The organism is Mycobacterium sp. ELW1 (assembly GCF_008329905.1).
In the GTDB taxonomy this organism is placed as follows: domain Bacteria; phylum Actinomycetota; class Actinomycetes; order Mycobacteriales; family Mycobacteriaceae; genus Mycobacterium.
The window spans coordinates 1-25,669 of the sequence record NZ_CP032155.1 but is presented as its reverse complement, the minus strand read 5'-3'; the positions used below and the strand labels follow the sequence as shown (position 1 = coordinate 25,669).

General features: G+C 66.6%; 21 protein-coding genes and 2 tRNA genes. 10 read left to right on the top strand and 13 right to left on the bottom strand.

Annotated elements, in window-relative coordinates; all coding sequences use genetic code 11:
* The first annotated feature begins 61 nt into the window (after positions 1-61).
* The 7 genes from D3H54_RS00115 (at position 62) to pknB (ending at position 9,758) form a co-directional block, all read left to right on the top strand.
* The gene (locus D3H54_RS00115; RefSeq protein ID WP_149377321.1) at positions 62-1,504 is read left to right on the top strand and encodes an FhaA domain-containing protein; all 1,443 of its coding nucleotides are present in this window, start codon (positions 62-64) and stop codon (positions 1,502-1,504) included.
* A gap of 150 nt (positions 1,505-1,654) precedes the next feature.
* Complete coding sequence (locus tag D3H54_RS00110; RefSeq protein ID WP_115317971.1) at positions 1,655-2,122, top strand: FHA domain-containing protein FhaB/FipA; 468 nt, start codon at positions 1,655-1,657, stop codon at positions 2,120-2,122.
* Positions 2,119-3,726: a PP2C family protein-serine/threonine phosphatase gene (locus D3H54_RS00105; protein ID WP_149377320.1), complete on the top strand. Its 1,608-nt coding sequence runs from the start codon at positions 2,119-2,121 to the stop codon at positions 3,724-3,726. Before D3H54_RS00110 ends, D3H54_RS00105 begins: the two co-directional genes overlap by 4 nt.
* The gene (locus D3H54_RS00100; RefSeq protein WP_149377319.1) at positions 3,723-5,126 is read left to right on the top strand and encodes an FtsW/RodA/SpoVE family cell cycle protein; all 1,404 of its coding nucleotides are present in this window, start codon (positions 3,723-3,725) and stop codon (positions 5,124-5,126) included. The genes D3H54_RS00105 and D3H54_RS00100 overlap by 4 nt, the downstream gene beginning before the upstream one ends.
* Positions 5,123-6,598: a D,D-transpeptidase PbpA gene (gene pbpA, locus D3H54_RS00095; protein ID WP_149377318.1), complete on the top strand. Its 1,476-nt coding sequence runs from the start codon at positions 5,123-5,125 to the stop codon at positions 6,596-6,598. The genes D3H54_RS00100 and pbpA overlap by 4 nt, the downstream gene beginning before the upstream one ends.
* Positions 6,595-7,878 carry a protein kinase domain-containing protein gene (locus tag D3H54_RS00090; RefSeq protein ID WP_149377317.1) on the top strand — a complete coding sequence of 428 codons (1,284 nt, stop codon included), beginning with the start codon at positions 6,595-6,597 and terminating at the stop codon, positions 7,876-7,878. Before pbpA ends, D3H54_RS00090 begins: the two co-directional genes overlap by 4 nt.
* The gene (gene pknB / locus D3H54_RS00085; protein ID WP_149377316.1) at positions 7,875-9,758 is read left to right on the top strand and encodes a Stk1 family PASTA domain-containing Ser/Thr kinase; all 1,884 of its coding nucleotides are present in this window, start codon (positions 7,875-7,877) and stop codon (positions 9,756-9,758) included. The genes D3H54_RS00090 and pknB overlap by 4 nt, the downstream gene beginning before the upstream one ends.
* Here pknB and D3H54_RS00080 read toward each other — a convergent pair.
* Positions 9,742-10,422, bottom strand: coding sequence for an aminodeoxychorismate/anthranilate synthase component II (locus D3H54_RS00080; protein WP_149377315.1), 681 nt, complete (start codon positions 10,420-10,422; stop codon positions 9,742-9,744). The two genes, pknB and D3H54_RS00080, sit on opposite strands and share 17 nt — an antisense overlap.
* Before the next feature lie 28 nt (positions 10,423-10,450).
* Positions 10,451-11,242 (bottom strand): DUF881 domain-containing protein, encoded by a 792-nt coding sequence (locus D3H54_RS00075; RefSeq protein WP_149377314.1) that lies wholly within the window; start codon positions 11,240-11,242, stop codon positions 10,451-10,453.
* A 49-nt stretch (positions 11,243-11,291) separates the two neighbouring features.
* On the opposite strand from D3H54_RS00075, the gene crgA reads away from it, so the two are divergent.
* Positions 11,292-11,573, top strand: a complete 282-nt coding sequence (gene crgA, locus D3H54_RS00070; RefSeq protein WP_149377313.1) for a cell division protein CrgA — start codon at positions 11,292-11,294, stop codon at positions 11,571-11,573.
* A 155-nt stretch (positions 11,574-11,728) separates the two neighbouring features.
* Positions 11,729-12,148 carry a PH domain-containing protein gene (locus D3H54_RS00065; RefSeq protein ID WP_149377312.1) on the top strand — a complete coding sequence of 140 codons (420 nt, stop codon included), beginning with the start codon at positions 11,729-11,731 and terminating at the stop codon, positions 12,146-12,148.
* 70 nt (positions 12,149-12,218) lie between these two features.
* On the opposite strand, the gene D3H54_RS00060 is transcribed toward D3H54_RS00065, so the two are convergent.
* Positions 12,219-12,746 (bottom strand): peptidylprolyl isomerase, encoded by a 528-nt coding sequence (locus D3H54_RS00060; RefSeq protein WP_083117710.1) that lies wholly within the window; start codon positions 12,744-12,746, stop codon positions 12,219-12,221.
* 105 nt (positions 12,747-12,851) lie between these two features.
* On the opposite strand from D3H54_RS00060, the gene cwsA reads away from it, so the two are divergent.
* Positions 12,852-13,259 carry a cell wall synthesis protein CwsA gene (cwsA, locus tag D3H54_RS00055; RefSeq protein ID WP_149377311.1) on the top strand — a complete coding sequence of 136 codons (408 nt, stop codon included), beginning with the start codon at positions 12,852-12,854 and terminating at the stop codon, positions 13,257-13,259.
* A 368-nt stretch (positions 13,260-13,627) separates the two neighbouring features.
* On the opposite strand, the gene D3H54_RS00050 is transcribed toward cwsA, so the two are convergent.
* From D3H54_RS00050 to dnaA, 10 genes are all read right to left on the bottom strand, one after another.
* A tRNA-Ala gene (locus tag D3H54_RS00050) sits at positions 13,628-13,700 on the bottom strand.
* A 129-nt stretch (positions 13,701-13,829) separates the two neighbouring features.
* Positions 13,830-13,903 (bottom strand) — tRNA-Ile (locus D3H54_RS00045).
* A gap of 69 nt (positions 13,904-13,972) precedes the next feature.
* Positions 13,973-14,893 carry a DUF3566 domain-containing protein gene (locus D3H54_RS00040; protein ID WP_149377310.1) on the bottom strand — a complete coding sequence of 307 codons (921 nt, stop codon included), beginning with the start codon at positions 14,891-14,893 and terminating at the stop codon, positions 13,973-13,975.
* 29 nt (positions 14,894-14,922) lie between these two features.
* Positions 14,923-17,454, bottom strand: a complete 2,532-nt coding sequence (gene gyrA / locus D3H54_RS00035) for a DNA gyrase subunit A (RefSeq protein WP_149377309.1) — start codon at positions 17,452-17,454, stop codon at positions 14,923-14,925.
* Positions 17,455-17,489: 35 nt separating this feature from the next.
* The gene (gene gyrB / locus D3H54_RS00030) at positions 17,490-19,502 is read right to left on the bottom strand and encodes a DNA topoisomerase (ATP-hydrolyzing) subunit B (RefSeq protein ID WP_149377308.1); all 2,013 of its coding nucleotides are present in this window, start codon (positions 19,500-19,502) and stop codon (positions 17,490-17,492) included.
* A gap of 223 nt (positions 19,503-19,725) precedes the next feature.
* A complete protein-coding gene (locus D3H54_RS00025; protein WP_149377307.1) occupies positions 19,726-20,289 on the bottom strand; it encodes a DUF721 family protein in 564 nt (187 codons plus the stop codon).
* Entirely contained in the window at positions 20,286-21,437 is a 1,152-nt protein-coding gene (gene recF / locus D3H54_RS00020; RefSeq protein WP_149377306.1) for a DNA replication/repair protein RecF, read from the bottom strand. The genes D3H54_RS00025 and recF overlap by 4 nt, the downstream gene beginning before the upstream one ends.
* A 9-nt stretch (positions 21,438-21,446) precedes the next feature.
* Entirely contained in the window at positions 21,447-22,340 is an 894-nt protein-coding gene (gnd, locus tag D3H54_RS00015) for a phosphogluconate dehydrogenase (NAD(+)-dependent, decarboxylating) (protein ID WP_149377305.1), read from the bottom strand.
* Positions 22,341-22,368: 28 nt separating this feature from the next.
* Complete coding sequence (gene dnaN / locus D3H54_RS00010; RefSeq protein ID WP_149377304.1) at positions 22,369-23,556, bottom strand: DNA polymerase III subunit beta; 1,188 nt, start codon at positions 23,554-23,556, stop codon at positions 22,369-22,371.
* Between the two features lie 511 nt (positions 23,557-24,067).
* Entirely contained in the window at positions 24,068-25,570 is a 1,503-nt protein-coding gene (gene dnaA / locus D3H54_RS00005) for a chromosomal replication initiator protein DnaA (RefSeq protein WP_149377303.1), read from the bottom strand.
* Positions 25,571-25,669 lie beyond the last annotated feature (99 nt).

Below are 25,669 nucleotides of genomic sequence, written 5' to 3'. Positions count from 1 at the left end.
GATAGCATCAAGGTGAACAAGCGTCGACGCAACACGCGGCAGACTCGAGCTAGGCGGTGAGATGAGTAACCAGAGAGGTCTGGTTCAACGCATCGAGCGCAAACTCGAGAACACCGTGGGCGACGCGTTCGCCCGGGTATTCGGCGGATCAATTGTCCCGGCAGAGGTGGAAGCCGCGCTGCGGCGGGAAGCCTCCGCGGGTGTGCAAACCCTTCCACATGAACGATTTTTGGCCCCCAATGAGTACGTCATTACCCTCAGTCCGGCTGACTTCGAGAAGGTCAGCGCCGACCGCGATCTCACCACGGACACTTTTGCCAAACACTTGGGCGGCTACATCCGTGATCAGGGATGGCAAACGTATGGTGAGCTGGTCGTCAGGTTCGAGCAGTCGCCGAATCTGCACACCGGCCAATACCGTGCGCGCGGCGTCGTCAACCCCGACGTCGACCCCCACCCGTCCCGCGCCACAACCGCCCCGCCAGAATCGAACCAGGCGTACACCGCAGAACCAGGAGTACCAGCGATGAGCAACGACCCCACCTACCGAGGCGACCAGGGTCAGGGGCGGCCCGGCGACGACTACTACGACGAGCGCTACCCCCGCCCGCAGGACGAGCAGCGCGGCGCCCCCGAGCAGCGCGGCCCCTACCCGCCCGAGCAGGGCGGCTACGCGCCCCCGCCCGAGGGCTACGGCCAGCGGCCGGCCTACCCCGAGCAGGGCGGCTACGGCGGCCAGGGCTACGGCGGCCAGGCTCCCGAGCAGCGCCCCCCGGCCGGCGGCTACGGCGGCCCGGGCTACGACCAGGGCCAGGGCTATGACCAGGGCTACCGGCAGGCCCCGCCGCCGGGATACGGCGCCCCGTCCTACGGTCCGCCGCAGGGTGGCGGTTACGCACCTCAGGGTCCGCCGTCCAGCGACTATGACTACGGCCGCGGTCCGGGCCGACACGAGGACGCCGGCTACGGCCGTCCCGAGCCTCGCCCCGCCTACCCCGACCAGGGTGGCTATGAGCAGCAGGGCTACGGACAACCGGCCGGCGGCTACGGCCGCCAGGAGTACGGCCAGCCCGACTACGGTCAGCCGGCTGGCCGCGGCTACGAGCAGGGCGGCTACGCCGAACCCGCCGGGCGGGACTACGACTACGGCCAGCCCGCCGGTGGCGGTTACGGCGGGTACGCCCAGCCGCCCGCCCAGGGCGAGTACCCGTCCGCCGGCCACGCGGTCACCCTGCAGCTCGACGACGGCAGCGGACGTACCTATCAGCTGCGCGAAGGTGCCAACGTCATCGGCCGCGGCCAGGACGCGCAGTTCCGGCTGCCCGATACCGGCGTCTCACGCCGGCATCTGGAGATCCGGTGGGATGGCCAGGTCGCGTTGCTGTCCGACCTGAATTCCACCAACGGGACCACGGTGAACAACGCGCCGGTGCAGGAGTGGCAGCTGGCCGACGGCGACGTCATCCGACTGGGCCACTCCGAGATCATCGTCCGCGTTCACTGAGGTCGACGAAGGTCGCAGCTTGGTTGACGCGGAGTGGCTTCACCCGCGTACCCACCAGCGTCCAAGTATCGTGACGGTGCCGAAGTCGGCCCGGTGCCTGCAGGTATCACGGGAACGGCAAGCAGGGCACGAGGACGGAGGGGACGCCGGATGCAGGGGTTAGTTCTGCAGCTGACGCGCGCCGGCTTCCTGCTGTTGCTGTGGCTGTTCATCTGGTCTGTGCTGCGCGTCCTGCGCAACGACATCTACGCGCCGACCGGCGCTGTGATGGTCCGCCGGGGCCTGGCGCTGCGCGGCGCACTGTTGCCGTCCCGCCAGCAACGGCACGCCGCCCGCTACCTGGTGGTCACCGAGGGCGCACTGGCCGGCACCCGGATCACCTTGGGCACCCAGCCGGTGCTGATCGGCCGCGCTGACGACTCCACGCTGGTGCTGACCGATGATTACTCCTCGACTCGGCACGCCCGGCTGTCGCCGCGCGGTGCCGACTGGTACGTGGAAGACCTAGGATCGACCAACGGCACATACCTCGACAGGGCGAAGGTGACGACGGCAGTACGCGTTCCGGTTGGCACGCCGGTGCATATCGGCAAGACGGTGATCGAGTTGCGCCCGTGACCCTTGTCCTTCGCTATGCCGCCCGCAGCGACCGCGGCCTGGTGCGCGCCAACAATGAGGACTCCGTCTACGCGGGCGCGCGCCTGCTGGCCCTGGCCGACGGCATGGGCGGGCACGCGGCCGGCGAGGTGGCCTCCCAGCTGGTGATCGCCGCGCTGGCACACCTCGACGACGACGAGCCCGGCGGCGACCTGCTGAGCAAACTCGACTCCGCGGTGCGCGACGGCAACTCCGCGATAGCCGCGCATGTCGAGGTGGAGCCCGAGCTCGAGGGCATGGGTACCACGCTGACCGCAATCCTGTTCGCGGGCAACAGACTTGGCCTCGTCCACATCGGTGACTCCCGCGGATATCTGCTGCGCGACGGCGAGCTGACCCAGATCACCAAGGACGACACCTTCGTGCAGACCCTCGTCGACGAGGGGCGCATCACCGCGGAGGAAGCCCACAGCCATCCGCAGCGCTCGCTGATCATGCGCGCGCTCACCGGTCACGAGGTCGAGCCGACGCTGATCATGCGGGAAGCCAAGGAGGGCGACCGCTATCTGCTGTGCTCCGACGGCCTGTCCGATCCGGTCAGCCAGGAAACCATCCTGGAAGCCCTGCAGATCGACGACGTCGCCGAGAGCGCCGACCGGCTCATCGAGCTGGCTCTGCGCGGTGGCGGACCGGACAACGTCACGGTGGTGGTGGCCGACGTCGTCGACCATGACTACGGCGGCCAGACCCAGCCGATCCTGGCCGGTGCGGTGTCGGGGGACGACGACCACGTCGCCCCGCCCAACACCGCGGCCGGGCGAGCCTCGGCGTTCAACCCCCGGCCCGCTCCTGCCAAGCGGGTGGTGGCCGAACCTGAGCCGCCGCCGAAGCCCCGCTCGCGGCGGCGGATGATCATCGCCGGCGCCCTGGTCCTGTTGGTGATCCTCGCCGGTCTCGCGGTCGGACGGCAGATCATCCGCAGCAACTACTACGTCAGCGCCGACAACGGCACCGTGGCGATCATGCGCGGCATCCAGGGTTCGATCCTGGGTTATCCGCTGCAGGAGCCGTACCTGCTGGGCTGCCTGAACGACCGCAATGAGCTATCCCAGATCAGCTATGGCCAGCCGACCGACTCGCTGGGCTGCCAGTTGATGCGATTGCAGGATCTTCGGCCCTCGGAGCGCGCGCAGGTGTCGGCCGGGCTTCCGGCCGGCACCCTCGACGACGCGATCGGGCAGCTGCGGGAATTGGCGCACAGCTCGGTGCTGCCCCCGTGCGCGCCGCCCCCGACCAGCACACCGACCCCCACCCCGGCCCCATCCGCCACCCCGACCCCGGCTCCGAGCGCATCTCCCGCGCCGGGGCCGGTGCCCGTTCCCACAGCCGCACCGACCTCTCCGTCAGCACCCGCGCCGACCTCCTCGTCGGCCCCCGCTCCGTCGTCGAGCACGCCTCCGCCGCCGGCGGCATCCTCGAGCGCGGCCCCGTCTTCCACTGAAAGTGGCGCTGTCCCAACGCCTTCGGCCGCCGCTCCGGCACCTGCGCCGAGCCCTGCTCCGACGGTGACCCAACTACCCGCCGCGCCGCAGAAGCCGGGCACTGACTGCCGGGCGGCGGCATGAGTACCCAACCGCAGGCACCCGTCGCGCTGGCGCCGGCCACACCGACCCGCCGCAACGCCGAACTGGTGTTGCTGTGCTTCGCCACCTTCATCACCGTGGTGGCACTGCTCATCGTCGAGGCCAACCAGGAGCAGGGCATCAGCTGGGATCTGGCGAGTTCCACGCTGGCGTTCCTCACCCTGTTCGTGTGCGCGCACCTGGCCATCCGGCGGTTCGCGCCCTACGCCGACCCGGTCCTGCTGCCAGTTGTCGCACTGCTCAACGGACTTGGTCTGGTGATGATTCACCGCCTCGACCTGATCGGCGGCGCGATCGCCCCGCAACGCGGACCCAGCGAAGAGCAGCAGATGCTGTGGACGCTCGTCGGCGTGCTCGGCTTCTCGCTGGTGGTCGTCTTCCTCAAAGACCACCGGATCCTGGCCCGCTACGGCTACACCTGCGGTCTCGTCGGCCTTGTGCTGCTGGCGATCCCCGCGCTGCTGCCCAGCCATTTCTCCGAGACCAACGGAGCGAAGATCTGGATTCGGTTCCCCGGCTTCAGTATTCAGCCTGCGGAGTTCTCCAAGATCCTGCTGCTGATCTTCTTCGCCGCGGTGCTGGTGGCCAAGCGCGACCTGTTCACCAGCGCAGGCAAGCATTTCCTCGGCACCGACGTGCCGCGACCCCGCGACCTGGCGCCACTGCTGGTGGCGTGGATCGTCTCGGTCGGTGTCATGGTCTTCGAAAAAGATTTGGGCACTTCACTTCTGCTCTACGCCTCGTTCCTGGTGATGGTGTACATCGCCACTGAGCGGTTCAGCTGGGTGGTCATCGGCCTGTCGCTGTTCGCCGCGGGCAGCGTGGTGGCCTACTACTTGTTCGGCCATGTGCGGGTGCGGGTTCAGACCTGGCTGGATCCGTTCGGCGACCCCGAAGGCACCGGCTATCAAATGGTGCAGTCGCAGTTCAGTTTTGCCACCGGCGGCATCTTCGGCACCGGGCTGGGCAACGGCCAACCCGGCACCGTTCCCGCCGCGTCGACGGACTTCATCATCGCCGCGGTCGGTGAAGAGCTGGGCCTGGTCGGCTTGGCCGGGGTGCTGATGCTCTACGCGATCGCGATCGTGCGCGGGCTACGCACCGCCATCGCCGTGCGCGACAGCTTCGGCAAGCTGCTGGCCGCCGGGTTGGCCTCGACGCTGGCGATCCAGCTGTTCATCGTGGTCGGCGGTGTCACCGGGTTGATCCCGCTGACCGGTCTGACCACGCCGTGGATGTCCTACGGTGGCTCGTCGCTGGTGGCCAACTATCTGCTGCTGGCCATCCTGGTGAAGATCTCGCACGCCGCCCGGCGCCCGATCATCACCAATCCGCACGCGTCGATCGCGTCGTCGAGCACCGAGGTGATCGAGCGCGTATGAACACTTCCCTGCGCCGCATCTCGGTGATGATCATGGCGTTGATCGTGCTGCTGTTGCTCAACGCGACGATCACGCAGGTCTTCCGCGCCGACGGCCTGCGTGCCGACCCCCGCAACCAGCGCGTGCTGCTCGACGAGTACTCCCGCCAGCGCGGCCAGATCACCGCGGGCGGACAGCTGCTGGCCTACTCGGTGTCCACCAACGGCCACTACCGCTTCCTCCGCGTCTATCCGAATCCCCTTGTCTACGCACCGATTACGGGGTTCTACTCGTTGCGCTACTCCAGTACCGGACTCGAGCGCGCCGAGGACGGCATCCTCAACGGCTCCGATCAGCGGCTGTTCGGCCGCCGGCTGGCCGACTTCTTCACCGGTCGCGATCCGCGCGGAGGCAACGTCGACACCACGATCGTGCCGCGTATTCAGCAGGCTGCGTGGGAAGCGATGCAGCGGGGCTGCACCGGCGGATGCCGCGGCTCGGTGGTGGCCTTGGAGCCGTCCACCGGAAAGATCTTGGCGATGGTGTCCTCGCCGTCGTACGACCCCAACCTGCTGGCCACCCACGACGCCGAGGAACAGGGCGCCGCCTGGCAGCAACTGCGCGACGACCCCAGCTCGCCGCTGACCAACCGGGCCATCGCCGAGACCTTCCCACCCGGGTCGACGTTCAAGGTGATCACCACCGCGGCGGCGTTGCAGAACGGTGTGACCGACAACGATCAGCTCACCAGCGCCCCCCAGATCCAGCTCCCGAACAGCACCGCGACCCTGGAGAACTACGGCGGCACGCCGTGCGGCGGCGCGCCCACCGCGTCTCTGCGGGAGGCGTTTGCCCGCTCGTGCAATACCGCTTTCGTGGAATTGGGTATCCGGGTGGGTGCTGACGCCCTGCGCAACACCGCGCAGGCGTTCGGGTTCGACAACCCACCAGCGCCGATCCCGCTGGAGGTCGCGGAGTCGACCATCGGCCCGATCTCCGACGCCGCCGCCCTGGGGATGTCGAGCATGGGTCAGAAAGACGTGGCGGTGACACCTTTGCAGAACGCGGTGGTGGCGGCGACGATCGCCAACTCCGGTGTGCTGATGCAGCCGTACCTGGTGGACAGCCTCAAGGGGCCGGACCTGTCGAGCATCAGCACGGCAGCACCCCAGCAACAGCGGCGTGCCGTATCGACGCAGGTCGCGGCTAAACTTACGGATTTGATGATCGGCGCCGAACAGATGACCCAGCAGAAAGGGGCGATCCCCGGCGTGCAGATCGCATCAAAGACCGGTACCGCAGAGCACGGTACCGACCCTCGCAACACTCCACCCCATGCCTGGTACATCGCCTTCGCCCCAGCACAGAGCCCCAAGGTGGCGGTCGCGGTGCTGATCGAGAACGGTGGTGACCGGTTGAACGCCACCGGCGGCGCATTGGCCGCCCCGGTCGGCCGGGCGACGATCGCGGCAGCCCTGCAGGGGGCATCATGAGCCCCCGCGTAGGAGTCACGCTGTCCGGCCGGTACCGGCTGCAGCGGCTGATCGCCACCGGCGGCATGGGCCAGGTGTGGGAGGCCGTCGACAGCCGGCTGGGCCGCCGGGTCGCGGTCAAGGTACTCAAGCAGGAGTTCTCGTCGGACCCGGAGTTCGTCGAGCGGTTCCGCGCCGAGGCGCGCACCGTCGCCATGCTGAACCACCCCGGTATCGCCGCCGTGCACGACTACGGCGAGACCGATATGGACGGCGAAGGCCGGACCGCCTACCTGGTGATGGAACTGATCAACGGTGAGCCGCTGAACTCGGTGATCAAGCGCACCGGCAGGTTGTCGCTGCGGCACGCCCTGGACATGCTCGAGCAGACCGGTCGCGCCCTGCAGGTGGCCCACGCCGCCGGACTGGTGCACCGCGACGTCAAGCCGGGCAACATCCTGATCACGCCCACCGGGCAGGTGAAGCTCACCGACTTCGGTATCGCCAAGGCCGTCGACGCGGCGCCGGTCACCCAGACCGGAATGGTGATGGGCACCGCCCAGTACATCGCCCCCGAGCAGGCGCTGGGTCACGACGCCACCGCCGCCAGTGACGTGTATTCGCTGGGAGTTGTTGGCTACGAGGCGGTTTCGGGTAAGCGCCCGTTCACAGGCGACGGTGCGCTGACGGTGGCGATGAAGCACATCAAGGAGACGCCGGCGCCGCTGCCTGCCGACCTGCCGCCCAATGTGCGCGAGCTGATCGAGATCACCCTGGTGAAGAACCCGGGCATGCGCTACCGCAACGGTGGTCAGTTCGCCGACGCGACCGCCGCCGTGCGGGCGGGTCGGCGTCCGCCGCGGCCCAACTCCGCGCCGACCATCCGCGCCACCCCGGCCTCGATCCCGGGCAGCTCGCCGCGGATGCCTGCCGCCGCCCCGCCGACCGGGACGCGCCCGCGCGCCAACACCGGCAGTCACCGCCCGCCGCCGCCGCGCCGCACGTTCTCCTCGGGCCAGCGGGCGCTGCTGTGGGCCGCCGGTGTGTTGGGCGCCCTGGCGATCATCAGCGCCATCCTGATCGTGCTGGCCGACCGGGACCGCAAGGACAACAAACCCGTCGAGCAGACCGTCACCGACACCGTCACCCCGCCCACCAGCCAGGTCGCGCCGTCGGGTTGGACGGATCACCACATCGCCGGTAATCCTGGAGGACAGATCGGGGTACCCCGATTCAGCGCTGCCAGCCTGGACGTTGGCTCGCTGTCCGAGGCTGTTCACACCGACGAGAAACCGCGATGACCACCCCACAGCACCTGTCCGACCGCTACGAGCTGGGCGAGATCATCGGCTTCGGCGGCATGTCCGAGGTGCACATGGGCCGCGACACGCGCCTGCACCGCGACGTCGCGGTCAAGGTGCTGCGCGCCGACCTGGCGCGCGACCCGAGCTTCTATCTGCGGTTCCGCCGTGAGGCGCAGAACGCCGCCGCGCTGAACCATCCCGCGATCGTTGCCGTCTACGACACCGGCGAGGCCGAGACCGCCAACGGTCCGCTGCCGTACATCGTGATGGAGTACGTCGAAGGCGTGACCCTGCGCGACATCGTCCACACCGACGGCCCGATCCCGTACCGCCGGGCCATCGAGATCATCGCCGACGCCTGCCAGGCGCTGCATTTCAGCCACCAGCACGGCATCATCCACCGCGACGTCAAGCCGGCGAACATCATGATCTCCAAGACCGGCGCGGTGAAGGTGATGGACTTCGGCATCGCCCGGGCGCTGGCCGACGTGGGCAACAGCGTCACCCAGACCGCCGCAGTGATCGGCACCGCGCAATATCTCTCGCCCGAGCAGGCCCGCGGGGAGCCGGTCGACGCGCGGTCTGACGTGTACTCGCTGGGCTGCGTGCTCTACGAGATCCTGACCGGCGAGCCGCCATTCGTCGGTGATTCGCCGGTGGCGGTGGCTTATCAGCACGTCCGCGAGGATCCGGTGCCGCCGTCGCAGAAGCATTCGGGGATCTCCCCGGAGCTGGACGCGGTGGTGCTCAAGGCGCTGGCCAAGAATCCGGACAACCGCTATCAGACCGCGGCCGAGATGCGCACCGACCTGGTGCGGGTGCACAACGGCGAGGCTCCCGAGGCGCCCAAGGTGCTCAGCGCCGCCGAACGTACCTCGATGCTCAATGCGACGCCGGCGGCGCCGTCTCGCGGGGACGAGACCGACGAGATTCCGCGGCACGGCGCTCTTTTGGAGAACGACCGGGCGGGCGGGTCGATCGGCCGCTGGTTGATCGTGGTCGCGGTGCTGGCCATCCTGACCGTGGTGGTGACCATCGGGATCAACATGGTCAGCGGCAACCCCCGCAATCTGCAGGTGCCCGACGTGCGTGGGCAGGCACAGCAGGACGCTGTGGTGGCACTGCAGAATAAGGGCTTCAAGATCCGCAGCCAGCAGAAAGCGGACAACACGATCCCGCCGGGGAGCGTGATCAGCACCGACCCGCCGGCCAACTCGATGGCTGCCGCAGGAGACGAGATCACCATCAACGTCTCCTACGGTCCCGAGCAGCGCGAGATTCCGGACTGCTCCGCCAGCCTGTCCTACGGCGAATGCGTCCAGAAGCTCAAGGACGCCGGCTTCACCAAGTTCAAGCAGGTCAACTCACCATCCACGCCTGACCAGAAGGACAAGGTGCTGTCGACGGTTCCGCCGGCCAACCAGACTTCCGCGATCACCAACGAGATCACGGTGGTCGTGGGCAACGGGCCGCAGACCGCCGAGGTGCCGGTCGTCGCGGGACAGACGGTCGACGTCGCCCAGCAGATCCTCACGGCCTCGGGATTCCTCAAGACGCTGCCGGTTCCGACGGACGGCACAGACCCGTCCGGTCAAGTGGTCGGCACCGATCCGCCCAACGGACAGACCGTGCCTCAGGACACCGTGATCCAGATCAAGGTGTCCAAGGGCAATCAGTTCGTGATGCCGGACCTGCGAGGCATGTTCTGGACCGACGCCTCACAGCGGCTGGCGGCGTTGGGGTGGACGGGGATACTCGACAAGGGCGCAGACGTGCAGAACAGCGGGCAGAAGTCCGCAGCCGTGGTGACCCAGAGTCCGGCGCCGGGCACGCCGGTGAAGTTCAGCGACCCGATCACCCTCAGCTTTGCGTCGTAGCTGACAACGGCCCGCCGATGGCGTGCCGCACGGTGTCGGCGACCTCTTGTTCGAGGCGCCGTACCAGCGACTCCTCGGGGGCCTGTCCGCAGAAGCCCAGCCAGTTGGCCAGCATCCGGTGACCACCCTCGGTCAGGATCGACTCCGGGTGGAACTGCACGCCGTGGATCGGCAGTTCGACGTGGCGGACGGCCATGACGACACCGCCCTCGGTGCGCGCGGTCACCTCGAGTTCGGCCGGCATGGTCTCCGGCAGGATCGTCAGCGAGTGGTAGCGCGTCGCCGTGAAAGGGTCCGGAAGTCCGTGCAGCACACCGATATTGGTGTGATAGACGGTGCTGGTCTTGCCGTGCAGCAGCTCGGGTGCGCGGTCGACCGTCCCGCCGAATGCCACACCGATCGCCTGGTGCCCGAGGCACACACCCAGTAGCGGGGTGCCGGTCGTGGCGCACGCCCGAACCAGCGGGATCGAGGCGCCGGCACGTTCCGGGGTACCCGGTCCCGGACTGAGCAGGATCCCGTCGAATTCGGTGGCAACGCGGGCTTCGTCAACCAGGCGGTCGTCGTCGTTGCGCCAGACCTGCGCGTCCACCCCGAGCTGGCCCAGATACTGGACGAGGTTGAACACGAAGCTGTCGTAATTGTCGACGACCAAAACCTGCATCAGGCCAGGTTACCCGGGGTGCTGCAGGTCAGTAACCCACTGGACCCGCCGGCTGGGCGTAGCGCATCCGCACCGGCTCGGTGTAGCCGGCGACCTGGACATCGTCGCGGACCTGCTCGCTGTAGCCCAGACCGAACCGCACCACGTACTGCTTGTACAGCGTGACCAGGGGAGCGGACGCCAGGGCGGCCTGCATCGCGGTCGCATCTCCGATCGCCGTGATCGTGTACGGCGGGCTGTACGTGCGGCCGTTGAGCAGCAGAGTGTTGCCGACGCACCGCGGAGCGGACGTCCCGATGATGCGCTGATCCTGCATCTGGATCGCCTCGGCGCCGGCGCTCCACAGCGCGTTGAGCACAGCCTGAATGTCCTGCTGGTGGACCACGAGGTCGTCGGGGGAGGCGTCGCGGGGGAAGCGCCCATTGGCGTCACGCTGGGCGTCGGAGAGCGTGACCACCAGGCCGGCCCCGTGTACCGGATTCAGCCCGGCAGTGGCGGCCAGTTCGTCGGCGCGAGCCTGCATGGCCGCCAGTGCGGTGCCGGATCCGCCGCCGTGGGTGGAGTCGATCTGCGACGCCAACGCGTCGCGCTGGGCGCTGAGCCGGTCCACCGACTGCTGAGCGTCGTGCACCAGATCGACGAGCCGGGGGGAGTCGCTGCGGCGGATCTCGCTGCCGCCGGAGACACCGTGGGTGGCGGCCAGCAGAACGCCCGCCAACAGGCACACCACCGGGACGCCGAACCGCCACGGCGAGCGCTGGGCACCCGTCGTCGCTGCCGCCGGAATTGTCGGGTCACGGCGCCGCTGCGTTAATCTCATAAGCGATCTGCGCACCATCGTCGCAGAAGATCCCGGCCCGAAGGTACCCATGCCCAAGTCCAAGGTTCGCAAGAAGAACGACTTCACGGTCAATACGGTGAGCCGCACTCCGGTCAAGGTGAAGGCCGGACCGTCGAGCGTGTGGTTCGTGGTGCTGTTCATCAGCCTGATGCTGTTCGGGCTGGCCTGGCTGCTGGTGTTCCAGCTGGCCGCTTCCGGATACGACACCCCGAGCGCGCTGCAGTGGATGGCCAAGTTGGGCCCTTGGAACTACGCGATCGCCTTCGGCTTCATGATCTCCGGATTGTTGCTGACGATGCGGTGGCGCTGAGCGGCTGCGATACCCCGACAGCTTCATGCTGTGCGATCGCCGTTCCAAGGCTGGCAACCTCCTGGTCACCCAATCACACGCGTGTGATTCATCCCCATTGTTGATAGCGCCTGTGGATAACTCCATACCTCGCGGTAGACGTGCCGGGGGTAGCCGTGCAGCAAACTGAGTGGTCGCCGAAAACTCCCGCCATCGCAGCTCTGGGGATCGGCGGTCTTTTGATGGCAATCGTCTGTGTGACCGTCATCACAGACGTGCCCGGCCGGATTCTCACCGGGATTGCTGCGCTCGGACTGGTCGCGTTCGCGATCGGATCATGGCGAGCGCAACCCCGGCTGGCTATCACCGGTGACGCACTGGTGTACCGCGGGTGGTTCAAGGCTCAGACATTGCACCGGGCCGACATCGCGCTGATCCGGATCACCGAGTTCCGCCGGGTCGGCCGCAAGACCCGACTGCTGGAGATCGACACGACCGCCGACCGGCTGATCGTGCTCAGTCGGTGGGACCTGGGAACCGACCCGGTCGATGTTCTGGACGCGTTGACTGATGCGGGATTCGCCGGCCGCCGGTAACCCGTTGAGATAGCACTGAGGGCGAGGATTCCGCGGAATCCTCGCCCTCAGTACTGCCTCAATGCGCGGTTCAGGAAATGGTGACCGACTCGATCACCACATCGTCGGTGGGCCGGTCGTTGCGATCGGTCGCCGTGGTGGCGATCGCGTCGACGACCTTCTGCGACTCGGGGTCGACGATCTCACCGAAGATGGTGTGCCGACGGTTCAGGTGCGGTGTCTTGCCGACGGTGATGAAGAACTGCGAGCCGTTGGTGCCCGGTCCTGCGTTGGCCATCGCCAGCAGGTAGGGCTTGTCGAACTGCAGCTCCGGGTGGAACTCGTCGGCGAACTTGTAGCCCGGGCCGCCGCGGCCGGTACCCGTCGGGTCACCGCCCTGGATCATGAATCCGTCGATGACGCGGTGAAAGACGGCGCCGTCGTAGAAGGGGCCCGAGGTGCTGCCCGACGCGTTCTCCGTCGAGTACTCCTTGGTGCCCTGAGCCAGACCAACAAAGTTGGCGACGGTCTTGGGGGCGTGGTTACCGAACAGGGCGATCTTGATGTCGCCGCGGTTCGTGTGCAGGGTCGCTGTTGCGGTTGCGATGTCGCTCGTCACGGGAACTCAGTGTGCCACTAGGAGCGAGTGCCCGATCCCGCGGCCACCCCCGTAGCGCTGTGGCAGTGTTGACGGCATCAACGCGTCACCGGTCGGGAGGATGAAATGGGCCGCACGAGTGAACCCAAACTCACGTCGCGGGAGCGGCTGAACCGCGGACTGCACTACACCGCCGTCGGCCCGGTGGACATCACCCGCGGCGTGGTCGGCATCACCGCGAATTCGGCGGAATCGGCCGCGGTCGCGCTGCGGCGCCGCGCCCGCGAGGCCCGTGCTGTGCAGCAGGAAGTCGGGACCGAGCTCGAGGCGGTCAGACAGGTGGTCGCGGACTTTCCCCAGGTCCTCCAGGAGGTCCGGACGTCGCGGCATCGGCGGCGTCGGCGGCTGTTCGTGTTCGGCTTCCTGGGGTTGGCTGCAGTGGGTGGGGCAGTCGCGTTCGTGATCACACGACGGTCCTCGGCGCCCGAGCCGTCGCCGCGGCCGCCCAGTGTCGACGTGTCGCCGAAGATCTAACCCGCCAGCCGAGCCATTGCTGGCCGGCCGACTGCGGTCACGTCTTGAGTTCGATTGCCACACAACGATATTTGCGGCCGCAGCCGCTCCACTTGCGGCGACGTCAGATTTTGGTTTGCTGACTAGTCAAATACTTGGAACTGGCTGTCAACGAATCTGCTTTGCCAGATCCGCCCCAGGGTGCATCATATTTGGCATGGGTTGGGGGAGCCTTTCACATCAAAAAGTCAGGTGCGCGATCTGCAGCCACGAGCAGACGCTGTTCATCGACAAGGACACATTCACCTGTCGTCGATGCAAGAAGACGTTGCCGCGTCGCCTGGCGGTACCCGCCAGCCGCTGAATTACGCGGCCATTCTGGATCTCTGTGGAGCCTAGGAGATTCGAACTCCTGACATCTGCCTTGCAAAGGCAGCGCTCTACCAACTGAGCTAAGGCCCCGTACGTCTCAATCGTCGAGGGTGTGCCAGACCTCGCCGCGGCGGGCCCGAACAACGACGGCGCCCGCGACCAACACTGCCAACAGCAATGCAATCCGCACGGGCGCCCTTCCCGATGACCGAGACATCGTGGGCCTAGGAGGACTCGAACCTCCGACCTCTTCGTTATCAGCGAAGCGCTCTAACCGCCTGAGCTATAGGCCCGTATTTGCATACGACCGAGCGCCGAGATTACCGCACCGGGGGTGCTGCACCCAAACCGGTGCGCCGACGCTAGTCCCGGTCGGCCAGCGTGACCTCGATACCGCCGACGATGTCGGTGCTGAGGTTGTAGATGAACGCTCCGACGGTGGCCATCGCCGTCAGCAGCACGATGTTCACCAGACCGATGAGCGCTGCACCGCCGAAGATCGTGCCGCTGGACACCAGCTCGCCGCCACCACCGCTGGTGGCCGTCAACAGGTCGCCGACGTTGCTGTTCAGCTTGCTCCACACGCCCATGCCGCCGAGCACCAGATACAGGAATGCCACCGCGACCATCCACACGAAGAACAACGCCACCGACAGCAGCAGCGACACCTTCAACGCGCTCCACGGATCGATGCGCCGAATCTGCATGCTGGCCCGCACCGGCCCGCGGGCACGGTTGGCACCGACCTGAACGCGGGTGGCGGCACCGGCCGGTCGAGCCGGCTGCTCCGGTGCCGGTTTGCGTTGCTGCGCTACCGGCTTCGGCGGGGCGACGCCGGACAGGTCCGGTAGCTCGCTGACATAGCCCTCGGGGCGGGCGGCTTCGGGGCGGCTGCCCTCGGGGCGCTGCTCCGGGCGTGGTTCAGGCCTGGCTTCGGGACGAAGTTCGGCCCGCGGCTCGGCCTGCGGCCGCGGCTCAGGCTGCTGCGGCTGTTGCGGACCGCCCGATCCCGAAAGATCGGGCGCGGCGGTGCCGCTGATGAAGCGGTTCACCCGTTGCTCGAGGCCCGGACCTCCCGGCGGCGCCTGGCGAGGTTGCGCCTCACCGGCCGGCCGCTGGGGCGCGCCGCCCTGCCGCGCTCGCGCAGCACCGCGCTGCCACGGCGGGGCCTCGGCGGACCCACCATTGGCACCCGGTCGGGGACCGGTCCGCTCGGCCGAGCCGGTCCCGTTACCCGGGCCCTCACTCGGTCCGGGTTGGCCCGGCTCGTTCGGTGCGCTCACCGCCACTCCTAACCTGTCGCCCCGTCGCGCTACGTCTCGTCGGACGTGGCGTCGGATTCAGAGTCCAGCTCGTCCACTTCGTCCGTGGTGTCCTGCTCCTCGGCATTGCGGGCGATAGCCAACAGTGTGTCGCCCTCACCCAGGTTCATCAAGCGAACGCCCTTTGTCTGGCGCCCGGCCTTGCGGACCTGACGTGCAGCGGTGCGAATGACACCCCCACCTGAGGTGATGGCGTACAACTCACTGTCTTCATCGACCACCAATGCGCCCACCAGACTGCCACGCCGCCGGTCGTATTGAATGGTCAGGATGCCTTTACCGCCACGGCCCTGGGCGGTGTACTCCTCGATCGCGGTGCGCTTGGCATAACCACCGGCGGTCGCCACCAGGAGATACGTTCCCTCCCGCACGACGTTGAGCGACAGCAGTCGATCGTCCTCGTTGAACCGCATACCCTGCACACCCGAGGTGGCCCGGCCCATCGGCCGTAGCGCCTCGTCGGTGGCCGAGAACCGGATCGACTGGCCGTTGGCACTGACCAGCAACAGATCTTCCTCCGCCGAGCACAGCACCGCACCGACCAGTTCGTCGCCGTCGCGCAGGTTGATCGCGACGATTCCGCCGGAGCGGTTGGAGTCGAAGTCGGTGAGCTTGGTCTTCTTCACCAAGCCATTGCGGGTGGCCAGCACCAGATACGGCGCGTCCTCGTAACTCTTGATCTGGATGACCTGGGCGATGCGCTCCTCGGGCTGGAACGCCAGCAGATTGGCGACGTGCTGGCCGCGCGCCGTGCGCGACGCCTCCGGTAGCTCGTAGGCCTTGGCCCGGTACACCCGGCCCTGTGTGGTGAAGAACAGGATCCAGTCATGGGTCGACGACACGAAGAAGTGCCGCACGATGTCGTCCTGCTTGAGGCCGGCGCCCTGCACACCCTTGCCGCCGCGCTTCTGGCTGCGGTACAGGTCGGTCTTGGTCCGCTTGGCGTAACCGGTTTCGGTGATGGTGACGACGACGTCCTCGCGAGCGATGAGGTCTTCGTCGGACACGTCGCCGTCGGAGGCGATGATCCGGGTGCGCCGGTCGTCGCCGTACTTGTCGGCCAGCTCCGCGAGCTCGTCACGCACGATCGCGCGCTGGCGTTCGGGCTTGGCGAGGATGTCTTCCAGGTCCGCGATCTCGGCTTCGATCTTGGCGAGGTCGTCGACGATGCGCTGACGCTCCAGGGCGGCCAGGCGACGCAGCTGCATGTCGAGGATGGCCTGAGCCTGGATCTCGTCGACGTCGAGCAGTTCCATCAAGCCCACCCGGGCCACGTCGGCACTTTCCGATGCCCGGATCAACGCGATCACTTCATCAAGTGCGTCAAGGGCTTTCACCAAGCCGCGCAAGATGTGCGCGCGCTCGTTGGCCTTGCGCAACCGATATCTGGTGCGCCGGATGATCACGTCGAGTTGGTGATCGACGTAGTAGCGGATCATCTGGTCCAGGCGCAGCGTCCTGGGCACACCGTCGACGATCGACAGCATGTTGGCCCCGAAGCTGGTCTGCAGCTGGGTGTGCTTGTAGAGGTTGTTCAGCACCACCTTGGCCACGGCGTCGCGCTTGATCTCGACGACGATGCGCAGGCCCACCCGGTCGCTGGACTGGTCTTCGATATTGGAGATGCCGCCGAGCTTGCCGTCGCGGACCTGCTCGGCGATCGAGGTGATGAAGTTGTCGTGGTTGACCTGATAGGGCAACTCGGTGATGACGATCGACGTGCGGCCGCGGGAGTCCTCTTCGATCTCCACGACGCCGCGCATCCGGATCGAGCCGCGGCCCGTGGTGTACGCGTCGTTGATGCCCGACGATCCGACGATCAGACCGTGGGTGGGGAAGTCCGGACCCTTGACCCGCTCGCGGCACGCCTCGAGCGTCGCCTCTTCGTCAGCCTCGTGGTTGTCCAGGCACCAGTAGACGGCCTCGGCCAGCTCGCGCAGGTTGTGCGGCGGGATGTTGGTGGCCATACCGACCGCGATACCGCCGGAACCGTTGGCCAGCAGGTTGGGGAACCGGCTCGGCAGAACCGTCGGTTCCTGCACACGGCCGTCGTAGTTGGGGATGAAATCGACTGTCTCCTCGTCGATTTCACGCAACATCTCCATGGCCAGCGGAGTGAGCCGGGCCTCGGTGTAGCGCATGGCGGCGGCGGGGTCGTTGCCCGGTGAGCCGAAGTTGCCCTGGCCGTCGACCAGGGGGTAGCGCAGCGACCACGGCTGGGCCATCCGGACCAGGGTGTCGTAGATCGACGAATCACCGTGCGGGTGATAGTTACCCATCGTCTCGGCCACCGAACGGGCGGACTTCGCGTGCCCGCGATCCGGGCGGAACCCGGAGTCGTACATGGCGTAGAGCACGCGGCGGTGCACCGGCTTGAGGCCGTCGCGGACCTCTGGCAGGGCCCGCCCGACGATCACGCTCATCGCGTAGTCGATGTAGCTGCGCTGCATCTCCTGCTGGATGTCGACCGGCTCGATGCGGTCGCCGGCCTCGTCGCCGGGGGGCAGGGTGGTGTCAGTCATGTGATCCTCTTATCCCTACGAGGGGGTGTGGTTCGCTAAACATCCAAGAAGCGAACGTCTTTGGCGTTACGCGTGATGAAGCTGCGACGGGCTTCGACGTCTTCGCCCATCAGAATGGAGAACAGCTCGTCGGCCGCGGCGGCGTCGTCCAGGGTGACCTGACGCAGCACCCGGACCGACGGATCCATGGTGGTCTCCCACAGCTCCTTGGCATCCATCTCGCCCAGACCCTTGTAGCGCTGGATGCCGTCGTCGACGTTGATCCGCTTGCCGGCCGCCTTGCCCGCTTCGAGCAGACCGTCCCGCTCGCGGTCGGAGTAGGCGAACTCCGGTTCGGAGCGCTGCCACTTCAGCTTGTACAGCGGCGGCTGCGCCAGGAAGATGTGGCCGTTCTCCACCAGCGGCTTCATGAACCGGAACAACAGGGTCAGCAGCAGCGTCGAAATGTGTTGTCCGTCAACGTCAGCGTCGGCCATGAGCACGATCTTGTGATAGCGCAGCTTGGCGAGGTCGAACTCGTCGTGGATGCCGGTACCCAGCGCGGTGATGATGGCCTGGACTTCGGTGTTCTTCAACACCCGGTCGATGCGGGCCTTCTCCACGTTGATGATCTTGCCGCGCAACGGCAGGATCGCCTGGAACATCGAGTCGCGGCCGCTCTTGGCCGAGCCGCCGGCCGAATCACCCTCCACGACATACAGTTCCGACTTGCTGGGGTCGGTGGAGCGGCAGTCGGCCAGCTTGCCGGGCAGGCCACCGATATCCGTTGCGCTCTTGCGCCGCACCAGCTCTCGCGCCTTGCGCGCGGCGATACGGGCCTGCGCCGACGACACCGCCTTGTTCACGACGGTCTTGGCCTCGGTCGGGTTGGACTCGAACCAGTGGGTGAGCTGCTCGTTGCAGATCTTCTGAACGAACGACTTCACTTCGGTATTACCGAGTTTCGTCTTCGTCTGCCCCTCGAACTGGGGCTGGGAGACCTTCACCGAGATCACCGCGGCCAGGCCCTCGCGGATGTCGTCTCCGGTGAGGTTGGCGTCCTTTTCCTTGAGGAGCTTCTTGTCCTTGGCGTACTTGTTGACCACTGTGGTCAGGGCAGCACGGAAACCTTCTTCGTGGGTACCGCCCTCGTGGGTGTTGATGGTGTTCGCGAAGGTGTGCACCGACTCCGAATAGCCTGCGTTCCACTGCATTGCGATCTCGACCTCGTGGCCCTCACCCTTGCCGTCGAAGTCGATGACGCTGGGCTGGATCGAGTTCTTGGTGCGGTTGATGTGCTTGACGAAGTCGACCAGACCACCCGGGTAGTGGAACACCCGGTGCTTGACCTTGTGCGGCGCGACCGCCTCAGCTGCCTTCTCCTCGGCCGACTTCGGCGCTTCGGCGGTATCACTGACGACCTCGTCCACGACCTGCTCGGGGGTGACCCGCTCATCGGTCAGCTCGATGGTGAGGCCCTTGTTGAGGAAGGCCATCTCCTGCAGGCGGCGGGCAATGGTCTCGAAGTCGTAGGTGGTGGTCTCGAAGATGTTGGGGTCGGCCCAGAATCGGATGGTGGTGCCGGTCTTCTTGGTCTTCTCGCCCTGACGCAACGTGCCCGGTACCGAGTGGTCGTAGGTCTGGAACCATTCGTAGCCGTCGGTGCGGACGTCAGCCTCGAGCCGGCTCGACAGAGCGTTGACGACCGAGACGCCCACGCCGTGCAGACCACCGGACACCTGGTAGGCACCCTCTTCGAACTTGCCGCCGGCGTGCAAAACGGTCATGACCACATCGATGGTGGGGATTCCGGTGGCGTGCATGGCGACCGGGATTCCGCGGCCGTCGTCGGTGACCTCGACGCCGCCGTCCTCGAGGATCCGCACCGTCACCTTCGTGGCGAAACCCGCCATCGCCTCGTCGACGGAGTTGTCGACGACCTCCCAGACGAGATGGTGGAGTCCTCGTTCGCCGGTCGACCCGATGTACATACCCGGACGTTTGCGGACCGCCTCCAAGCCTTCGAGGACTTTGATCGAGTCGGCACCGTACTGTTCTTTGGCAGCCACTAGTGGAACGCTCTCCTTGGGGTTCGCAAGCGCACGGTGTCACCGGCCGCGCGCGGGTCCTGTCCAGTCTACCGGTAAGTGCGTTCCGGACTGATTCTGCGGCCGCGTTTCTACACACCTAGTTGAGCCGTGCACGGAATTTCTCGGATTGGCATACGTGGTGACGCTTGACACGGTAGTCGGCGCGCGTCTCGTGGCCGTCAGCCGACAGTGGTACTGCGGCTCACCCGTAGGTGTCGCGCGGCCCTCGCCCAGAGATGTGCAACTTGCCCTTGCGCCACGATGGAGCCACCGGCCCGGTGATCTTCAGCGACGTCACGACCCCGTCCCCGACAGCAGCGGCGATCTTGGCCAACAGCTGCGACTGCACCATCCGGAGTTGCGTGGCCCACGCAGTCGATTCCGCCGCCACGCTCAGCACACCGTCGCGCAGCGTGGTCGGCTCGGCGTGCTCGGCGATCTGCTCGCCGACCACCGTCGCCCACTGGGCGAACACCGCACCTTCAGCGACCTTCGGCGTCCAGCCGCGGGACTTCGCCAGCTCGTTGGCGACCGTCGCGAACGTCTGGGGATCACGACGATCCGGCCCGGGCCCCGACCAGGCCCGACGGCCGCCCCGCTCGCCGCCGCGGCGGGCCCGAGGCGAGCGGCCACCACGGCCGACTTCCTTGCCCTGGCTGCGAGCGGCGCCGCGGGCTTCCTCCAGGGCGCGGCGCACCAGATCCATGCCGGCCAGATTCGCGAGGTGCTCGGGCGGGCCGGCGGGCTCGTCCTCAGGTTCGGTCATGCCGTCACCACCTCCGACATCCGGCCCCCGTCGTCGTCGCGCAAGGTGATGCCGATCCGGGTGGCGTCCCAATCGGTCGGGATGTCCTCCCCGACCGCCGCGGTGATGAGCACCTGCTCGGCGTCGGCCGCCACGCCGGCCAGCGCCCGGCGGCGGGAGTTGTCCAGCTCGGCGAACACGTCGTCGAGGATCAGCACCGGTTCGCTGCCCTCGGTCCGCAGCAGTTCATAGGACGCCAGCCGCAGCGCCAATGCCATCGACCACGATTCCCCGTGACTGGCGAACCCCTTGGCCGGCTGATCACCGAGCCGCAGCTCGAGGTCGTCGCGATGCGGTCCGACCAGGCACATCCCACGTTCCAGCTCCGCGCCGCGCCGCGCCGCCAGTCCGGCCAGCAGCGCCGCCTCGAGATATTCCACGTCGTGACCGTCGTCCGCGCCGTCCAGGACGCTGCTGCGGTAGCTGATCGCTGCCGGGCGAGACGCCGGAGCCAGTAGCTGATAAGCCTTTTCGACCTCCGGCGCCAGCAGATTTGTCAGCTCAATCCGGGCCGCCATCAGCTGCGCACCGTGTGCGGCCAGGTGGCCGTCCCACACATCGAGGGTCTCCAGCACTCCGGAATCACCCCGAAAACGGGCTCCTGCAGCAGATTTCAACAACGCGGTGCGCTGTTTGAGCACCTTGTCGTAGTCGGCGCGGATCGCCGCGACCCGCGGCCGGCGTACCGAGGCGAGCTCGTCGAGATAGCGCCTGCGTTCGCCTGGGTCGCCGCGGACCAGGGCGAGATCCTCAGGTGCGAACAGCACGGCGCGCACCGCACCGAGGATCTCGCGGGTACTGCGCACCGGGGACCGGTTCAGCCGAGCCTTGTTGGCCCGGCCCGCCGCGATCTCAAGATCGATCGCCAATTCCCGACCCTCGTTGACGACGATCGTCGAAACCACCGCCCGCTCGGCGCCGGCCCGGATCAGCGGGGCGTCGGTGGCGACCCGGTGCGATCCCAGCGTCGCGCAATACCACAGCGCCTCAACAATATTCGTTTTGCCGAACCCGTTCGGTCCGACGAACACCGTTCGGCCCGGCGCCAATTCGAGATCTACGCTTTCCCACGACCGAAAGTCGCGGAGCGTCAGGTGCCGGACATACATTGAGGCTGGTTATCCCGACACCGAGACCCGCTTGACCGCGTGCCCACCGAACTGATTACGAAGCGCGGAAACGGCTTTCATCGTCGGCGAATCCTCTTGTCGCGATGCGAAACGCGCAAACAGGGATGCCGCGATCACCGGCATCGGCACCCGGTGGCGGATGGCCTCTTCGACCGTCCAGCGGCCTTCACCGGAATCTTCGGTGTACCCGGAGATCGCGTCGAACGCGGGATCTTCCTTGAGCGCCTTGGCCAGGAGCTGCTGCAGCCACGAGCGTACGACGGTGCCGTTGGTCCACGCCTGGATCACTGCCTGGGTGTCTTTGATCAGTGGTTCGGCGGCCAGCAGTTCGTATCCCTCGGCGTAGGCCATCATCAGCCCGTACTCGATGCCGTTGTGCACCATCTTCGCGTAGTGACCCGCACCGACCGGGCCGGCGTGCACGAAACCGTCTGCCAGATCCCCGGGTGGCCGCAACGTGTCGAAGATCGGCATCACCCGGGCGACGTCCTCGTCGCTGCCGCCGACCATCAGGCCGTAGCCTTCCGCCAGACCCCAGATACCACCGGACACACCCGCGTCGACGAACGAAATGCCTTTTTTACCAAGCAATTCCGCGTGCGGGCCGTCTTCGGTGTACTTGGAGTTGCCGCCGTCGACAACGAGATCACCGGGGCTGAGGACATCTGCCAGGGAGCTGATCGTGTCATCGGTAATCGGGCCGGACGGCACCATCACCCAGATAACCCGAGGTGCGGTGAGTGCCTCGGCGAGCGCGGCCAGGGTCGGGACGTCGGTGACCTCGGGTCTGGGGTCGTACCCGATGACTTCATGTCCGCCCTCGCGCAACCGCTGGCGCATGTTGAAGCCCATCTTGCCAAGACCGACCAAACCCAGCTGCATGACTGCCTCTCTACGTCAGGGGATCCGGTCAGCCTGGCAGCCGGACCGGCATCAACAGGTATACGTAGTCGGTCTGAACGGCGGGGAACGGTCCGGTGCCATCTACCTGTGTTTCCGCATTGGCGGGCCGCAACACCGCAGGACGACTGGGAGTGGTGAATCCGAACGTCACCCGGTCGGAATGCAGCGACCCCAGACCGTCGGTGAGGTAGGTGGGGTTGAAGGCGATCGTCAGCGGCTCGCCGGCGAACTCGACATCCAAGTCCTCCTCGGCGCGGCCGACGTCGTCCGCACCCGCCGAGAGGTGCAGCACCCCGTCGCTGAATTCCATCCGAACCTGCGCCCCACGATCGGCGACCAGCGCCACACGTTTGATGGCTTCGGTGAGCTCACCGACGCCGATGGTGGCCACCGCAGTGTGCTCGGCGGGCAGCAGCTGACGGAACTTCGGGAATTCGGCATCGAGCAGGCGAGTCGTGCTGCGCTTACCGCCGCTGCGGATTCCCAGCAGGCCTTCCTTGCCGACCGCCGACCCGGCACCGAGAGCCAGGTGCACCTCCGAGCCGGACGTGCCGGCCTTGGCCGCTTCGGCCAACGTCTTGGCCGGCACCAGCACCGCGGCTTCCAAGCTGGGGGAGGAGGTCGACCAGGTCAGCTCACGCACGGCCAACCGGAACCGGTCGGTGGCAGCCAAAACCACTGCCTCACCGGAAATCTCCACCCGGATACCGGTCAGCATCGGCAGTGTGTCGTCCCGCCCGGCGGCTACGGCCACCTGGCCGATCGCCTCACCGAACAGGTCGGCGGAGATGACACCGGTCTCTTCCGGCAGTTCCGGCAGCGCCGGGTAGTCCTCGACCGCCATGGTCGGCAGCGAGAACCGCGCGCTGCCACAGGTCAGCGCCACTCGAGTGCCTTCGACGCTGACGTCGACGGGCTTGGCCGGCAGCGCCCTGGTGATATCGGACAGCAACCGACCGGACACCAAAACGCTTCCAGGAGAAGCTATTTCGGCGGGAACACGCACCTCGGCCGACACCTCGTAATCGAACCCGGAGATGGTCAAACCCTCATCGGTGCCGGTCAGCAGCACGCCGGCCAGCACCGGCACCGTCGGCCGGGTCGGGAGATTACGGGCAACCCAGGCCACCGCGTCGGCGAAATCCTCCCGCACCAAGCGGAACTTCAGGTCGGAGCCAACCGTCGTCGTTGCCACGTCTACATAGTCCCTTCATCACCCAATAACCCCGACCAGCGTCCACCGCGTGCCGGAGCACGGATGAGCGTGATCTGTGAGCGACAGCCGCTGAACGGCAGTCAGAACAACAACCGTAGAGCGTCGGACGCCATCTTGAAAGCTAATCGATCGCGGTGACAAGAGCACCGCGACACCGTGCCGGATGCCCTGTGAACCGGCTGCTCCCCAACCCTGTCTTCAAAGAAGAAATTGGAAGAGAGAGAACGGTAATAGTAATAGGGCCTGTGGAACCTGTGGACTAGCCGACCGATTGCCTGCTCCGACGGTATGGCGCCATGTGGACCAGCTGTGCATGACCGAGGACGAATCACAGGACTGCTGTGCACAGCCGGCGGTTGTTCATTGTCATTCCGATACTTGCGCCTCGATGTGAGCCGTTGTCCACAACGGTGTGCACATGCCAGGAGTGTGACGGGTGGTACGACAGTGGCCGAAGTTTTTCGCGGCGATGACAGAAAAAGTGGAGATTTCAGCGCTTGGAACGCTGGCGGATCCGCGTGGTGAGCTCCTTGACGTGATCGAACACCTCACGCCGATGGGCCATTTCACCGCGAATCTTCTTCTCCGCGTACATGACCGTGGTGTGATCACGGCCGAACGCCTGCCCGATCTTGGGCAGGGACAAGTCAGTGAGCTCCCGGCACAGATACATGGCGATCTGCCGCGATTGAGCCAATGCCCGGGTCTTGCCGGGCCCGCGCAACTCCTCGACGGTGGTGTCGAAGTACTCGGCGGTGGCCGCCATGATGGCCGCGGTGCTGATCTGCATGGTGCCGGCATCGGCGATCAGGTCGCGCAACACGATCTCGGCGAGCGCCTTGTCGATCGGTGTCTTGTTCAGCGAAGCGAACGCGGTGACCCGGATCAACGCGCCCTCGAGCTCGCGAATGTTGCGCTCGATACTGCTGGCGATGAGCTCCAGGACGTCATCGGGGACGTCGAGGCGCTCCATCTGCGCCTTCTTCCGCAAGATCGCGATGCGGGTTTCCAATTCGGGCGGCTGGACATCGGTGATCAATCCCCACTCGAACCTGGTCCGTAGCCGGTCTTCGAGGGTGGCCAGCTGTTTGGGCGGCCGGTCGGAGGAGATCACGATCTGCTTATTGGCGTTGTGCAGCGTGTTGAAGGTATGGAAGAACTCTTCCTGGATACCTTCCTTGCCTTCGATGAACTGGATGTCGTCCACCAGGAGCACGTCGATGTCGCGGTAACTGCGCTTGAACGCAACCTTGCGGTCGTCGCGCAGCGAGTTGATGAAGTCGTTGGTGAACTCTTCGGTGGAGACGTACTTCACCCGCATGCCGGGAAACAAGCGTTGCGCATAATTTCCGGCGGCGTGCAGCAGGTGGGTCTTACCCAGTCCGGACTCACCCCAGATGAACAACGGGTTGTACGCGCGGGCCGGTGCTTCGGCGATCGCCAGGGCGGCCGCGTGCGCGAACCGGTTCGAGGCACCGATGACGAAGGTGTCGAAGGTGTAGCGGCGGTTGAGGCTGATGCCGGGCGCTTCGGCCGACGGGTTACTGCGCGGCCGCTCGATGAAGTAACTCGGCCAGGTTTCGTGAGCGCTCGCCAGTGCTTCGCGGTCCTCGTCGACCTCGTCGAGGTCGGAATCGACGACGGCAGGCTCCGGTGCGGCGGATTCGTTGTCTTCGTCAAGAGCGGGAGGGGCGATCCGAACACCGAGCTCGACCCGTTGACCGAGGCGCCGGCTGAGGGCGTCGACGATCTGGGTCCGCAGATGACGCTCGATCTCGTTCTGGACGAAACTGCTGGGCACCGACAGCAGCGCGAAGCCCTCGGCGATGGTCAGTGGTTGAACCAACTTGAGCCATGCGCGTTGCTGCGGAGTCAGCGGCGCATCGCCGCCAGTTCCGTTACTGGGGCGCTGGTCCGCAGTTCCGTCGCCGTTGAGCTCGGCGACAACCGAACTCCACACCGTGGCGAACGCTGAACCGGGATCATCGGTCAACGACAGATCCCCCTGGTCGCAAGGTCGGGCAAGGAACCAATAGCTGAGCCGACGAACGATCTGTCCACATAGTTATCCACAGGTGTGGACAGGACAGTC